The sequence below is a fragment of the Paenimyroides ceti genome, from assembly GCF_030409925.1.
In genome coordinates, this window is record NZ_JAUFQU010000001.1 from 667,873 (window position 1) to 681,875 (window position 14,003).

Consider the following 14,003-nt stretch of genomic DNA (forward strand, 5'->3'; position numbering starts at 1 on the left):
GGGGATTTTTTAGTTACTTTGTAAGTATAATTTTAAAATCAACGAACGATGAAAATTCAGGTTTGGTCCGATGTAATGTGTCCGTTTTGTTATATAGGAAAGAAAAATATGGAAGCTGCGGTAGCAAAACTTCCTTTTAAAGATGAAATAGAGATCGAGTGGAAGAGCTATCAGCTTGATCCGACATTGGATAAAAATACAGCAGGTATTTCTATCAATACCTATCTTTCACAAAAGAAAGGACTTCCTGTTGATAAGATCAAAGAAATGCAACAAAACATTGTTGAGATAGGAAACAAAGCCGGTATTCAGTTCAACCAGGAAAATGCAGTTGTTGTTAATACCAATACAGCTCACAGACTGATACATTTTGCTCAGGAAAATGGAAAAGGAAGTGAAATGGAAGAAGCTTTGTTTAAAGCACATTTTACAGATGAAAAAAATGTTGCAGATGTAACAGAATTAGCAAATTTGGCTGCATCAGTTGGCTTGGATAAGGTAAAAGCAGAGGAAGTATTGCATTCTGAGGCTTATGATTACGAAGTGAATCAGGATATCATGGATGCTAAAAATATGGGAATATCCGGAGTACCGTTTTTTGTGTTGAATAATAAATATGCTGTTTCCGGAGCACAACCCTCTGAAGTTTTTGAAGAAGCTTTGTTTCAAACCTATAATGAAACGCAAGCAATATCAAATTCACGTGATTCAGGTAGTTGCTGTTCAGTAGACGGCGGTTGCCATTAAGTTCATAATAAAAGGTCGCTGCAATGCGGCTTTTTATTTTTAATAATGTTGCTATTGCTCGGTGAAATAGAATAAGAAATACTATTTTTGTACCGCAACACAAAAACCAGTATTTTTTATGTATAAATCTATTATTCGACCGATTTTATTTAAGTTCGATCCGGAATCCGTACACCATTTTACCTTTTCCATGATAAAATTTCTTCATCAGATTCCAGGTCTACCCACGCTTATCAAAAAGAAATATAGAATAGAAGATAAAAGACTGGAACGTGAAGTTTTTGGATTAAAATTTAAAAATCCGGTCGGATTGGCAGCCGGACTTGATAAAGATGCTAAAATATACAGCGAATTAGAAAATTTCGGATTCGGCTTTATTGAAATAGGAACTATTACTCCTAAACCTCAGGACGGAAACCCCAAGAAAAGATTGTTTCGCCTAAAAGAAGATAAAGGTATTATCAACAGAATGGGGTTCAATAATGGCGGTATTGAAGCCGCTATTGACCGATTGAAAAAAAATAAAGGAACTCTTATAGGAGGTAATATCGGAAAAAATAAAATGACTCCTAATGAAGAGGCTGTTGAAGACTATACGGTTTGTTTTGAGGCATTGTATCCTTATGTTGATTATTTTGTAGTAAATGTCAGTTCTCCGAATACTCCGAATTTGAGAGAGCTTCAGGACAAAGAGCCTTTGACTCAGTTGCTGACTACTTTGCAGCAGCTCAATTTGCAAAAAGATAAGCCAAAACCTATTTTGTTAAAAATTGCTCCAGACCTTACGGATACTCAATTGCTTGACATTATTGAGATTGTACAATCATCGCATATTGCAGGGGTAATAGCAACAAATACGACCATTTCAAGGGAAAATCTTATTTCTGAAAATAAAAAAGAAACGGGAGGATTATCCGGAAAACCATTGACAAAGAGAAGTACTGAAGTGATTCGGTTTTTGTCAGAAAAAAGCAATCAAGCATTTCCGATTATCGGTGTAGGAGGGATACATTCTCCGGAAGATGCATTGGAAAAATTAGCTGCAGGAGCAAGCCTCATTCAGATTTATACGGGATTTATATATGAAGGCCCGGAATTGGTTAAAAAAATTAATAAGGCACTTTTAAAAGGGTAATATGAACTTAGATACCCTTTTGTCCTTTTTTATTACAAGTCTTGTTCTCACCTTATCACCCGGACCGGATATTCTTTACGTATTATCTCAAAGCATTAGCAGAGGTAAACAATATGGTATTGCTTCAGCAATAGGTTTATCTACCGGTTTGTTATTTCATACCACACTGCTGGCTTTTGGTATTTCAACACTTATTACCGGAACGCCCTGGATGTTTATGGTGCTTAAATGTTTTGGGGCTTTGTATCTGATATGGCTGGCATACAAAGTATGGAAATCCACCGACGGCATTCGTATTGAAAAAAATTCTGACAGTGGTGATGTTCTCCAGAATGTACAGCAGGGATTACTTATGAACATCATGAATCCGAAAGTAATGTTGTTCTTTCTTGCTCTGTTTCCAGGTTTTATCGATACTTCTTTAGGGAATGTAAAAATACAGATATATACTTTGGGAAGTATTTGCATGATTCAGGCACTTATTGTTTTTGTTATAGTTGCGCTTGCATCTTCCAGATTGTCTTCTTACCTGCTGAATAACAGTAAAGCACATTTGTTTTTAAAATGGATGCAGATTATTGTTTTTCTTTTTTTGGCTATTTTTCTTTTTTTATAATTAAAAATCACTGATCGTCTGCTTATTTCTTTTGCGGATTTTTAATAATCCCTTATCTTTGGATAATTATGGAACCAGTAAAAATAATAGAATGTCCGCGAGATGCGATGCAGGGCATTAAAGCATTTATCCCTACAGAAAAAAAAGTTACCTATATCCAGTCTTTGTTAAGAGTAGGGTTTGATACGCTTGATTTTGGCAGTTTTGTTTCGCCGAAAGCAATTCCTCAAATGCAGGATACGGCTGAAGTATTAAGCCAGTTAGATCTATCCCAGACAAGAAGCAAGCTTCTGGCCATCATTGCGAATACAAAAGGTGCGGAAAATTCTGCGGTACATAATGAAATAAAGTATTTAGGATATCCTTTTTCCATTTCGGAAAACTTTCAGATGCGTAATACTCATAAAACAATTGCTGAATCAATTGTTACCTTACAGGAGATTTTGGAAATTGCTGACAAAACGAATAAGGAAGTTGTGGCCTATCTTTCGATGGGATTTGGAAATCCGTATGGTGATCCCTGGGATGTTGATATAGTGGGAGAATGGACCGAAAAATTGGCTAATATGGGAGTTACTATTCTTTCCTTATCCGATACAGTTGGGAGTTCAACTCCGGAAGTAATCGATTATTTATATTCGAATCTGATCCCTAAATATCCGGAAATAGAGTTCGGTGCTCACCTTCATACGACACCGGATTCATGGTTTGAAAAAATTGATGCAGCCTATAAAGCAGGTTGTGTTCGTTTTGATGGGGCTATCAAAGGTTTCGGTGGTTGCCCAATGGCTAAAGATGATCTGACAGGAAATATGCCTACTGAAAAAATGCTTTCGTATTTTACGGCTAATAAAGTAACAACAAATATTAATCCCACTTCATTTGAAAGTGCTTATAATGAAGCATTGAAAATTTTTAATTTTTATCATTAAATTTTTATTTTAGAATAAAAAACACTAAATTTGCGTGCAATTCAACTTCAATTGCACATGAACGCACACACAACTAAAATAGTAGGTCAGGGACTGACTTACGATGATGTACTTCTTATCCCAAATTATTCAGAAGTATTACCGCGAGAAGTAAGCATCCAATCAAAATTTTCCAAAAACATTACTCTAAATGTTCCTATTGTATCGGCAGCTATGGATACCGTTACAGAGAGCGATATGGCTATTGCTATGGCTCGTGAGGGAGGAATAGGAGTTTTGCATAAAAATATGACTATTGAGCAGCAGGCGCTGCAGGTAAGAAAAGTAAAAAGAGCAGAATCAGGAATGATTATTGATCCTGTTGTTTTGGGATTATCTGCTACGGTAGGTGACGCAAAAGCAGCTATGAAAGAGCATGGTATCGGGGGAATTCCTATTGTAGATGAGTCTCATATATTAAAAGGTATTGTTACCAACAGAGACTTACGTTTTGAAAAAGATCCAAAACGGTCGATTACTGAAGTAATGACAAAGGATCATATTGTTACCGCGATAGAAGGTACTACTTTGATAGATGCAGAACAAATTCTTCAGGAAAATAAAATTGAAAAACTACCGGTTGTCGATAAAGTTAATAAACTGATAGGGCTTATTACTTTTCGTGATATCACTAAGCTTACCTTAAAACCAAATGCAAACAAAGATAAATTCGGACGTTTACGCGTTGCTGCTGCCCTAGGTGTTACTGCTGATGCGGTAGAGAGAGCTGCGGCTTTGGTAGCTGCCGGTGTTGATGCTTTGATCATTGATACGGCTCACGGACATACAAAAGGTGTAGTAAGTGTTTTAAAAGAAGTAAAAGGAAGTTTTCCTGATATTGATGTGGTAGTAGGGAATATTGCTACAGCAGAAGCAGCTTTGTATCTGGCTCAAAACGGAGCAGATGCGGTTAAAGTAGGTATTGGTCCTGGTTCTATATGTACGACACGTGTAGTAGCAGGGGTCGGTTTTCCTCAATTCTCAGCGGTATTGGAAGTTGCAGCAGCTTTAAAAGGTTCGGGAGTTCCAGTAATTGCTGACGGAGGAGTACGCTATACAGGAGATATTCCTAAAGCATTGGCAGCAGGTGCTAATAGTGTAATGTTAGGTTCTATGCTGGCAGGAACAAAAGAATCTCCGGGTGAAACCATTATATTCGAAGGACGTAAATTTAAATCTTACAGAGGTATGGGGTCAGTTGAAGCGATGAAGCAAGGATCTAAAGACCGATACTTTCAGGACGTAGAGGATGATGTGAAAAAACTGGTGCCAGAAGGTATTGAAGGAAGAGTACCATATAAAGGTGAATTGAATGAAAGTATGCTGCAATTCATCGGAGGACTCAGAGCAGGAATGGGGTATTGTGGTGCGAAAGATATTCAAACCTTACAGGATACGTCACGTTTTGTTCAATTAACTGCTTCAGGGATTGGTGAGAGCCATCCGCATAATGTAACAATTACGAAAGAAGCTCCTAATTATTCAAGATAAGAGAATACTTTCTTTCAGAAAGAAACCATCATAAAAAAAGCATTCAAATTTTTGAATGCTTTTTTATTTATATACTTTTTTAGATTTCGTAAGGTCTGTTTTTAGCTGTCAACCACAGATAAACACCTGCAATGATAAACGGAATGCTGAGCCATTGTCCAGTAGAAAATAGTCCTAATGAGCTCTCGATACCCCCCTGACTTTCTTTTACAAATTCTACAATAAAACGTATGGTCCAAAGCAACACTAAAAAGATTCCGAATATTTTACCCAAATACTTTCTGGAATCTGTTTTCCAGTATAAGAAATAGAGCAATCCGAACAATAGTAAATATCCTGCTGCTTCATATAATTGTGTAGGATGTTTTGGAGTTACACTGTTTAGTAATTCTGCATATTGTGGATTGGTTGCAATGGCATGGTAAGCGTCATTCACATTGTTTATTCCTGTTTTTTCAACAGCTTCGGCTGCGGTAAATTTATCACGAACAAATTTGACACCAAATGAAGAAGTGGTTTCATGACCAATAATTTCCGAATTGAAAAAATTTCCGAAACGTACAAACATTCCTCCGATGGTAATGGGTAAAACAATTCGGTCCAATACCCATAGAATAGGTTTCTTTACAATTTTTCTACTGTAATAAATCATTACAAGGATGATAGCAACAGCAGCACCATGGCTTGCTAATCCTGAAAAGCCAACAATTTCGAATGTAGGTGTAAACCGAACCGGTAAAATAATTTCTGCCAGATGATCTTTGTAGTAATCCCAGTCATAAAAAAAGACATGTCCAAGTCTCGCGCCTAAGAGAGTGGCAAAAATAGTATAGATAAAAAGTTTATCCAGATTTTCCTGTGTTTCTCCTTCACGATCGTATATTTTTTTCATAATATACCAGCCCAGTCCGAAAGCTACAACAAACATAAGACTATAGTATCTTAATTTAAAAAATCCTAAATCAAATCCTTCTGTAGGGTTCCAAACGAAATTTAGTGCGTATGACATCTTTTGTTTTTTTTATAAATGTAATGATTAATAGTAAAATAAGATTAAGGAACAGGATCGTATCCTGATTTCCCCCATGGATGGCAGCTCGTTATTCTTTTAATTCCAAGCCAACCGCCTTTTAGTAAACCGTGTTTTTTTAAGGCTTCTAATGTGTATTGCGAACAAGTAGGGGTATATCTGCAACTTGCCGGTGTAAAGGGAGAGATGCATATCTGGTAAAACCGGATAAGAAATATAAAAGGGAAAATTACTACTTGTTTTATTATTTTCATAGTTTCAAATGTATAAAAAAAGCTACAATATATGTAGCTTTTATTTTATAATTGAAAGGTGGTACCTTCTTTTCCGTCTTTTAGCTGAATACCGATTGCCAGAAGTTTGTCGCGTATTTCGTCAGATAACGAAAAATTCTTGTTCGCTCTCGCTTCATTTCGCATATTAATGAGAAGATCTACTACATTTTCAAGCTTTTCATTGTTGTTTTGCTGTTCAGTTTGTTGTGACAGGCCTAATACATCAAAAGTGAATTCGTGTAAGGTGTTTTTGAGTGTCTCTAAATCCGCCTTTGTAATACTGGCTTTACCTTCCTTAATTGTATTGATGTTTTTTACGGCTTCAAAAAGATGAGCGATTAAGATCGGACTGTTAAAATCGTCGTTCATTGCATCATAACATTTTTGTCGCCATTCATTCACCTCAATACTTGATGTATCAGATAGTGGTAGTTCATCCAATGTGTGTATTGCTTCCATGAGTCTGTTAAAACCCTTTTCAGAAGCTAATATAGCGTCATCTGAAAAATCAAGAATACTGCGGTAATGCGCCTGTAAGATAAAAAATCGTACTACTGCTGGTGAAAATGCCTTGCTTAAAATATCATTTTGACCGGAAAATAACTCTTCCGGTAAAATATTGTTTCCGGTTGATTTTGCCATCTTCTTACCGTTTAAGGTAAGCATATTGGCATGCATCCAGTAATTAACGGGTTTGTTTCCTGTGCAGGCTTCATTTTGTGCGATTTCACATTCGTGATGGGGGAATTTCAGATCCATTCCTCCTCCGTGAATATCAAATTGTTTTCCAAGGTATTTGGTACTCATTGCTGTACATTCAAGATGCCATCCCGGAAAACCATCTCCCCATGGAGAAGGCCAGCGCATAATATGTTCCGGCTCTGCTTTTTTCCAAAGTGCAAAATCCAATGGATTTCTTTTATCAGACTGACCGTCGAGTTCTCTGGTATTCGCCAGCATATCTTCTATCTTTCTGCCACTCAGTTCTCCGTATTGATAATCTTTGTTGAATCGCTCTATGTCAAAATATACTGACCCGTTGATTTCATAGGCATAGCCGTTGGCTATGATCTCCTCAATAATATGAATCTGTTCAATGATATGACCTGTTGCAGTAGGCTCGATGCTTGGCGGTAAATTGTTGAACTGTTTTAGAATGTTATGGAAGTTTACAGTATATTTCTGTGCTACTTCCATTGGCTCTATCTGTTCAAGTCTTGCTTTTTTAGCAATTTTATCTTCTCCGCTGTCCGCATCATCAACAATATGACCCACATCCGTGATGTTCCGTACATATCGTACCTGATATCCCAAATGTTTCAGGTATCTGAAAATTAAATCAAAAGAAATAAACGTTCTACAATTTCCCAAATGTACATAATTGTAAACGGTAGGTCCACATACGTACATTCCAATTTTTCCTTCGTGAATAGGGGTGAAAACTTCTTTTTCTCCTGAAAGTGAATTGTATACTTTTAAAGTATTGGTCTTGTAAAGCGCCATAAATAACGTTATTAAAATTTAGTTTCTAACTTGATATAATCTAAAAATTCTCTTCTTGTTATGTCATTTTTAAAGGCTCCGCTGAATTCGGCAGTCACAGTACTGCTTTCAATATCACGGATACCTCTTGAATTCACACATAAATGTTTGGCATCAATAACACATGCAACGTCATCTGTTCCTAATACACGTTTTAATTCTTCTACGATCTGAATTGTAAGACGTTCCTGCACCTGAGGGCGTTTTGCATAATAATCTACAATGCGGTTCATTTTAGATAATCCTACAACGGCACCTTTAGAGATATACGCAACGTGAGCTCTTCCTACGATAGGTAATAAATGATGTTCACAGGTAGAATAAACAACGATGTTCTTTTCTACAAGCATTTCACCATATTTATACTTGTTGTCAAAAGTTGAAGAAGAAGGTTTTTTAGCGGGATTCAAACCGCCGAAAATTTCTTTGACAAACATCTTAGCTACCCGGTTTGGAGTGCCTTTCAGACTGTCGTCTGTAAGATCCATTCCGAGAGTAAGCAAAATGTCTTCCACATTCTTCTTAATAGATTCTATTTTTTCTTCATCAGATTTTTCAAAAGCATCAGCTCTTAAAGGAGTATGATCGGATGTTCCGATGTGGTCATCTCCAATTTCATCATGAAGTGAGTTTGACTTACACATTATATATATATTTATGATCGTTTATTTGAGACTGCAAATATAGTTATTTTAAGTCTATCTGACTTATTAAACATAAAAACCCTTGATTTTTAAAACAGTCTCAAGTGTTAAAAATACGTCATTTTGTTTTTTAGGAAAAAAAATACTTAATAGTTTCTTAATTTTATGTAAATTTCGCTTTTCAAAATAACTCTTTTCAAATGAAGAAAAATTATTGTTTATTATTGCTTATATTCCTGTCGTTTTGTTCGACGGTTTCGGCTCAGTTAACAGGATGTCCGTCCGTTGATATTGATCCCGGAGATGTAGAGCTAAATACGGATGGTAGTATTTCTGTTTGTAAAACAGGAGACTGTGTTACATTAACAGCAAATTATTTAAAGACAGGAAAAACAGATACCTATGCCGTATCTTCCATTCCTTATGATCCGCCTTTTCCTTTTACAGGAAGTCCGAATGCGGTAAATCTTACCGTTGATGATCAATGGTCACAAATTATTGATTTAGGTTTTGATTTCTGTTTTTTTGATCAAACCAGAAATAAGGTATTAATAAACGACAATGGAGCATTAACATTTAGTATAAATGGTCAGGGTGGGGTCTATAACCCTGGCGCAGGAACAGGTTATTCATGGAATGCATTGGTGCCAACAGCTCCTGCTAATACTTTTAGCCCTCTATACAGAAGTGCGATATTCGGAGCTATGCAAGATTTATTGCCGAGCGCCTCACCGGCAGATTATAGTGTGAATTATGAAGTTGTGGGAAGCTATCCTTGTCGTACGCTTGTTTTTAATGTATATAAAGCAGCACATTTCAACTGTCATCAAAACATAGGTGTAAATACAATGCAGATTGTTTTATATGAAGGTACAAATGTTATCGATATCTATATAAAAGATCGTTTTGTTTGTCCTACATGGCCAACTAATACCAGTCCTACAGCTTTGCCAGGAGCAGGTGTGATCGGTATTCAAAATGAAGACGGTACAGTTGGTTTTACACCACCTGATAGAAATACGGGACCATGGGAGGCACATGATGAAGCATGGCGTTTTACACCAGCTGGTGATCCTAATTATAATATTAAGTGGTTTCAGGATGGAGAACTGATTGCTGAAGGCGTGGATGCTATTGAAGTGTGTCCTACGCAAACGACTACTATAACTACTACAGTAACCTATACGCAATGTGGTGGACCGGATATTGTAGATACTGCTACTCAGGTTATCAAATTTGAAGAGCCACCTATTCTGGGTATTCCAAGAGATTTGGAAGAATGTTTGGTAATAAACAATGGAGCTAATTTTGATTTAACAATTGTTCAGCCGGATTTAACAACAAATCCTCTTTATCAATTCCAGTATTATACAAGTGAAGAAGATGCAGAAGCAGAAGAAAATGCCATTCCTGCAGATCAAATAGAAGAATACTTTGTTGATTTTAACGATAGCCCTAAAACAATATGGGTAAACGTAAAAAATCCTAATACAGAGTGTTTCTGGACACAAGATTTTGATCTTATTGTTCAGGCATGTGATTTCGTATTAGTACGACTACCTGATTTATCTATATGTGAAGGAGAAGTTAATTCATTTGATTTATCCCAATATACAGATGTAGTATATCATGGAAATTTATCATATGCTGTATCTTATCACAATTCAGAAGACGATGCGAATACAGGAGATAATCCTATTGAAGAGCCAGAACTATCTAATTATGTAGCAACCAGTGGAGAAACCATTTGGGTACGTGTTGAGAATATTGAATTTCCGGCCGTATTTGAAATCACTTCATTCAAATTATTCATTTATCCGGTACCTGAAATTTTCACTCTTACACCTTTAGCAGGTTGTGAAGTGCCGGGTACAGGTTGGGCTAATTTTGATCTTACTCAACGTATAACTGCAGCTACTGGCGGAGCAACTTCATTAGAGGTTAGTTTTTATGCGACATCAGCAGAAGCAGAAAACGGTAATATAGCAGATGCTTTTCCTTACAATTATACAGGACCGGGTGGTACTGTTTATGTAAGAGTATATAATCCTAATACTACATGTTATTCTATTTTACCTTTGGTTTTAGAAGTAAAAGATACTCCTATAGCTAATAACATAGGTCCGGTTTCTTACTGTGATCCTAATAATGACGGACATGGTATCTTCAACCTTGAAGCGTTAAAAATTCAGATAGCAGGTAATCCTATTCCTGCGGGAATTCAGGTAAGTTTCCATGAAACGCTTACCGATGCTCAAAATAATGTATTGCCAATCAATCAGGTGGTGAATTATATAAACATCACACCAAATACCCAAACCATCTATGCAAGAGTGGGGTATATCAACTCTTCCTGTTCGAGTATTGTTCCGGTAGTATTGGTAGTAAATAAAACACCGGATGTTCCTTCTACTTTGGACTATTCAGTTTGTGATGATAACAATGATGGATTGGCTGTTTTTGATCTTACGAGTCAGGCAGGAGCTATTTTAAACGGATTGAATCCGGCAGATTATACCCTGAGCTACCATACCACTTTCGACAATGCGACTTTTGACGTATTTCCGATAAGTAACCCAACGGCTTTCTCTAACCTTACTTCAGAAACTGTTTATGTACGTGTAGAAAACAATACAACGGGATGTTTCCGTGTAGTGACCCTTCACTTAATAGTGAATGCCAAACCTGTTGTCCCTAATCCGGTACCTACTTACCAGTTGTGTGATGACAACCATGATGGTTTCATGATCTTCAATCTGGCGAGCAGAATACCAGCAATTACCAACAACCAGAGCAACCTTTTGGTTACGTTCCACTACACAGCAGCAGATGCACAGAATGATGTTTCGCCTCTGCCAATGAACTATCAGAATGCCGTACAAAACGTACAGACATTACATGTTCGTGTAGAGAACATTACTACGGGATGTTTCACCCTTACTACGATGGACATCCGTGTAAGTCCGGCTCCTGTTCTTCATATTCCTGCGGATCCTATCGCAGTGTGTGCTTCAGGACAAGGTGGATTCGGAACTATTGATTTAACCTCTTATGCTGCTTTATTGCTGCAGGGAGAAAACTATACGCTTACCTTCTTTGAAACAGAGAGCAACGCTTTGAACAATCAGGCACCTATTCAGAACCCAGCCCAGTACAATAACCTTCAGGCGAACAATCCTGTGATATGGGTACGTGCTACAAACCCTGTAACAAACTGTTTCTCGGTATATGCTCTTGCGTTCAAATTAGAGATAGCGCCTATCATGCCATTGACACTTCCAAACTATGTATCGTGTGATACGGTAGGGGATTTATTTGATGGCTTAACGAGTTTTGATCTTACCCAGCAAAGTGCAGCGATCATCGCTTTCCAGCCACAAGCGGGTAACTATACGGTTCGTTATTATACCAGCCTTGCATCCGCAACAGCCGGTACCGGATGGATTGCAGATCCTACTGCCTTTGTCAATACCGCTAATCCACAAACGATCTGGGTTCGTATCGACAATGCTAATGTCTTATCAGGAGGTTGTTTTGCATTAGGGAGCTTTACCATAGAAGGAAAAACAGCATTGCCATTAGGTACACCTACACCAATTGTATTGTGTAATGAAGCCTTGCCAAACGATTTCCAAACAGTATTTGACCTTACCATCCGTGAATTACAGATCTTACAGGGAGAGGTTTTTGAAGCAGTAGTTACCTATCACTTAACAGAAGCAGAAGCGCGTTCCGGTTCCAATGCTATTGGTACTCCAACAGCGTATACCAATACCTCTGCTACACAAACGATCTGGGTTTCTGTCATCAACCAATACGGATGTAGAAGTGTAGTACCACTTACCCTTCGTGTGCTTCCTTTACCGGAGCCGAACATGACGCCTGCACCTTTAACAGAGTGTGAGATAGAAGACGGAGAAGCAGAATTTAACCTTAGAGATGCAGAAGCAGATATCAGTAACTTTGATAACAACCTAAGCTACGAATACTATTTAACCTTTGGAGATGCCCAATTGGGTAACACAGCTGCAGCATTAACATTGGAAGAAGCGGAAGCCTTTACCAGTGCGAGTACAACAGTTTATGTACGTGTTTCTACCAAAACAGGAATTCCAAGTGAAAGCTGTTCAGTAGTAGTACCATTAGACTTGATCGTAATCCCTACTCCTGCAGTAGGACCTATGACGCCTCTGTTTGTTTGTATCGAGAATGCCCCTGAATACTATAAATTCAATCTGCATGACAAAGACGCTCAGGCGTTGGCGGGACAGGATGCTTCCTTATTCAGTGTACGTTATTACCTTACTGAAGAAGATGCTACGGATGCGATCAATCCATTGCCTTATCTGTATACGAACGTTACCCCAACTGAACAAACAATTTGGGTACGAGTAGAGAATATAGAACACGGATGTTTTGCTATCGCTTCCTTCAACCTTAAAATTGAAGAAGCTGTAAAAGCCTTTACTCCAAGCGATGTTACTTTCTGTGATGTTGACGGTGTAAACGACGGATTAACGGTAGTGGATCTAACCGTTATGAGTGCAGATATCATCGGTACTCAACCGGTAACAGGGTTACAGGTACGTTACTATGCCTCTGTACAAAACTATCAGATGGGTATTGTGATCGGTACGCCAACAGCTTACCAGACGGTGAGCAATCCACAGACGATTATTGCAGAAGTATACAACAATGATTCGGATGAACTGTGTACTGCAACCATCCAATTCGATATCAATGTTATCGACGGTCCAATCATGAAAGATATTCCGGACGGATTCATCTGTATTGATTACCGTACACAGGAGCGTACGGGTTACTTAATGGATACGGGGTTACCGGCAGCGGGTCATACTTTTGTATGGACAAGAAACGGTACGGTAGTAGGAGGTAATACTCCAACTTTCACGGCAACAGAAGCTGGTACTTATACAGTAGAAGTAACAGTAAACGCTACAGGTTGTAAAGCGATACAAACCATCATTGTACAGGATGCACCTGCATTGACTATTGATGTTGTAAACCTTACAGACGGATTCAGTGATACCAATGCCATCGAAGTGATCGTAAGTGGCCCTGCGGGTTACCAATACGAATATGCTTTGGATGAAGGACCTTACCAGGAAGAAAACATCTTTATGAATGTTTCACCAGGAGATCACACAGTTTGGGTACGTGTTAAAAATCAGGCTGGAAACGAGGCTTGTCCTGCGAGTTTAGTAGTAACAGTTTTGAATTACCCTAAATATTTTACACCAAACGGAGATGGTTATAACGATACATGGAATATTCCTGCGTTAAAGAACCAACCAAAGTCAAAAATTTATATCTTTGACCGTCAAGGAAAATTATTAAAACAGATCAGTCCTGCAGGAGCAGGGTGGGATGGAACGTTAAACGGGAAACCACTGCCATCGACTGATTACTGGTTCAAAGTAGAATACATAGAACCAAACACCGGATTACAAAAAGAAGCAACAGGTCACTTCTCGCTCAAACGATAAGGGCAGATGCTTAACCATAGAAAAAGGGAATCAAGTAATTGATTC

Annotated in this window: 10 protein-coding genes; 6 read left to right on the plus strand and 4 right to left on the minus strand. The window is 37.9% G+C overall.

What is annotated here, in order from left to right; all coding sequences use genetic code 11:
* Positions 1-48 precede the first annotated feature (48 nt).
* The 5 genes from QW060_RS03115 (at position 49) to guaB (ending at position 4,960) form a co-directional block, all read left to right on the plus strand.
* Positions 49-747 (plus strand): DsbA family oxidoreductase, encoded by a 699-nt coding sequence (locus QW060_RS03115; protein ID WP_290362248.1) that lies wholly within the window; start codon positions 49-51, stop codon positions 745-747.
* A 118-nt stretch (positions 748-865) separates the two neighbouring features.
* Positions 866-1,882 (plus strand): quinone-dependent dihydroorotate dehydrogenase, encoded by a 1,017-nt coding sequence (locus QW060_RS03120; protein WP_290362249.1) that lies wholly within the window; start codon positions 866-868, stop codon positions 1,880-1,882.
* Position 1,883: 1 nt separating this feature from the next.
* Positions 1,884-2,498: a LysE family translocator gene (locus tag QW060_RS03125; protein WP_290362250.1), complete on the plus strand. Its 615-nt coding sequence runs from the start codon at positions 1,884-1,886 to the stop codon at positions 2,496-2,498.
* Between the two features lie 68 nt (positions 2,499-2,566).
* Positions 2,567-3,430 (plus strand): hydroxymethylglutaryl-CoA lyase, encoded by an 864-nt coding sequence (locus tag QW060_RS03130; protein ID WP_290362251.1) that lies wholly within the window; start codon positions 2,567-2,569, stop codon positions 3,428-3,430.
* 57 nt (positions 3,431-3,487) lie between these two features.
* Positions 3,488-4,960, plus strand: a complete 1,473-nt coding sequence (gene guaB / locus QW060_RS03135) for an IMP dehydrogenase (RefSeq protein ID WP_290364676.1) — start codon at positions 3,488-3,490, stop codon at positions 4,958-4,960.
* Between the two features lie 79 nt (positions 4,961-5,039).
* On the opposite strand, the gene lgt is transcribed toward guaB, so the two are convergent.
* Genes lgt through folE form a run of 4 tightly spaced genes read right to left on the minus strand, consistent with a single transcriptional unit; the run spans position 5,040 to position 8,451 of the window.
* The gene (lgt, locus tag QW060_RS03140) at positions 5,040-5,969 is read right to left on the minus strand and encodes a prolipoprotein diacylglyceryl transferase (protein ID WP_290362252.1); all 930 of its coding nucleotides are present in this window, start codon (positions 5,967-5,969) and stop codon (positions 5,040-5,042) included.
* 44 nt (positions 5,970-6,013) lie between these two features.
* A complete protein-coding gene (gene yidD / locus QW060_RS03145) occupies positions 6,014-6,244 on the minus strand; it encodes a membrane protein insertion efficiency factor YidD (protein WP_397385660.1) in 231 nt (76 codons plus the stop codon).
* A gap of 45 nt (positions 6,245-6,289) precedes the next feature.
* Positions 6,290-7,768 carry a cysteine--tRNA ligase gene (gene cysS / locus QW060_RS03150; protein WP_290362253.1) on the minus strand — a complete coding sequence of 493 codons (1,479 nt, stop codon included), beginning with the start codon at positions 7,766-7,768 and terminating at the stop codon, positions 6,290-6,292.
* Positions 7,769-7,779: 11 nt separating this feature from the next.
* Positions 7,780-8,451, minus strand: coding sequence for a GTP cyclohydrolase I FolE (gene folE / locus QW060_RS03155; RefSeq protein WP_290362254.1), 672 nt, complete (start codon positions 8,449-8,451; stop codon positions 7,780-7,782).
* A gap of 200 nt (positions 8,452-8,651) precedes the next feature.
* Between folE and QW060_RS03160 the strand changes: the two genes are divergently transcribed.
* A complete protein-coding gene (locus QW060_RS03160; RefSeq protein ID WP_290362255.1) occupies positions 8,652-13,958 on the plus strand; it encodes a T9SS type B sorting domain-containing protein in 5,307 nt (1,768 codons plus the stop codon).
* Positions 13,959-14,003 lie beyond the last annotated feature (45 nt).

Coding starts and splice junctions, on each gene's coding strand:
- QW060_RS03115 (WP_290362248.1), top strand. CDS start 49: ATGAAAATTCAGGTTTGGTCCGATGTAATGTGTCCGTTTTGTTATATA.
- QW060_RS03120 (WP_290362249.1), top strand. CDS start 866: ATGTATAAATCTATTATTCGACCGATTTTATTTAAGTTCGATCCGGAA.
- QW060_RS03125 (WP_290362250.1), top strand. CDS start 1,884: ATGAACTTAGATACCCTTTTGTCCTTTTTTATTACAAGTCTTGTTCTC.
- QW060_RS03130 (WP_290362251.1), top strand. CDS start 2,567: ATGGAACCAGTAAAAATAATAGAATGTCCGCGAGATGCGATGCAGGGC.
- guaB (WP_290364676.1), top strand. CDS start 3,488: ATGAACGCACACACAACTAAAATAGTAGGTCAGGGACTGACTTACGAT.
- lgt (WP_290362252.1), bottom strand. CDS start 5,969: ATGTCATACGCACTAAATTTCGTTTGGAACCCTACAGAAGGATTTGAT.
- yidD (WP_397385660.1), bottom strand. CDS start 6,244: ATGAAAATAATAAAACAAGTAGTAATTTTCCCTTTTATATTTCTTATC.
- cysS (WP_290362253.1), bottom strand. CDS start 7,768: ATGGCGCTTTACAAGACCAATACTTTAAAAGTATACAATTCACTTTCA.
- folE (WP_290362254.1), bottom strand. CDS start 8,451: ATGTGTAAGTCAAACTCACTTCATGATGAAATTGGAGATGACCACATC.
- QW060_RS03160 (WP_290362255.1), top strand. CDS start 8,652: ATGAAGAAAAATTATTGTTTATTATTGCTTATATTCCTGTCGTTTTGT.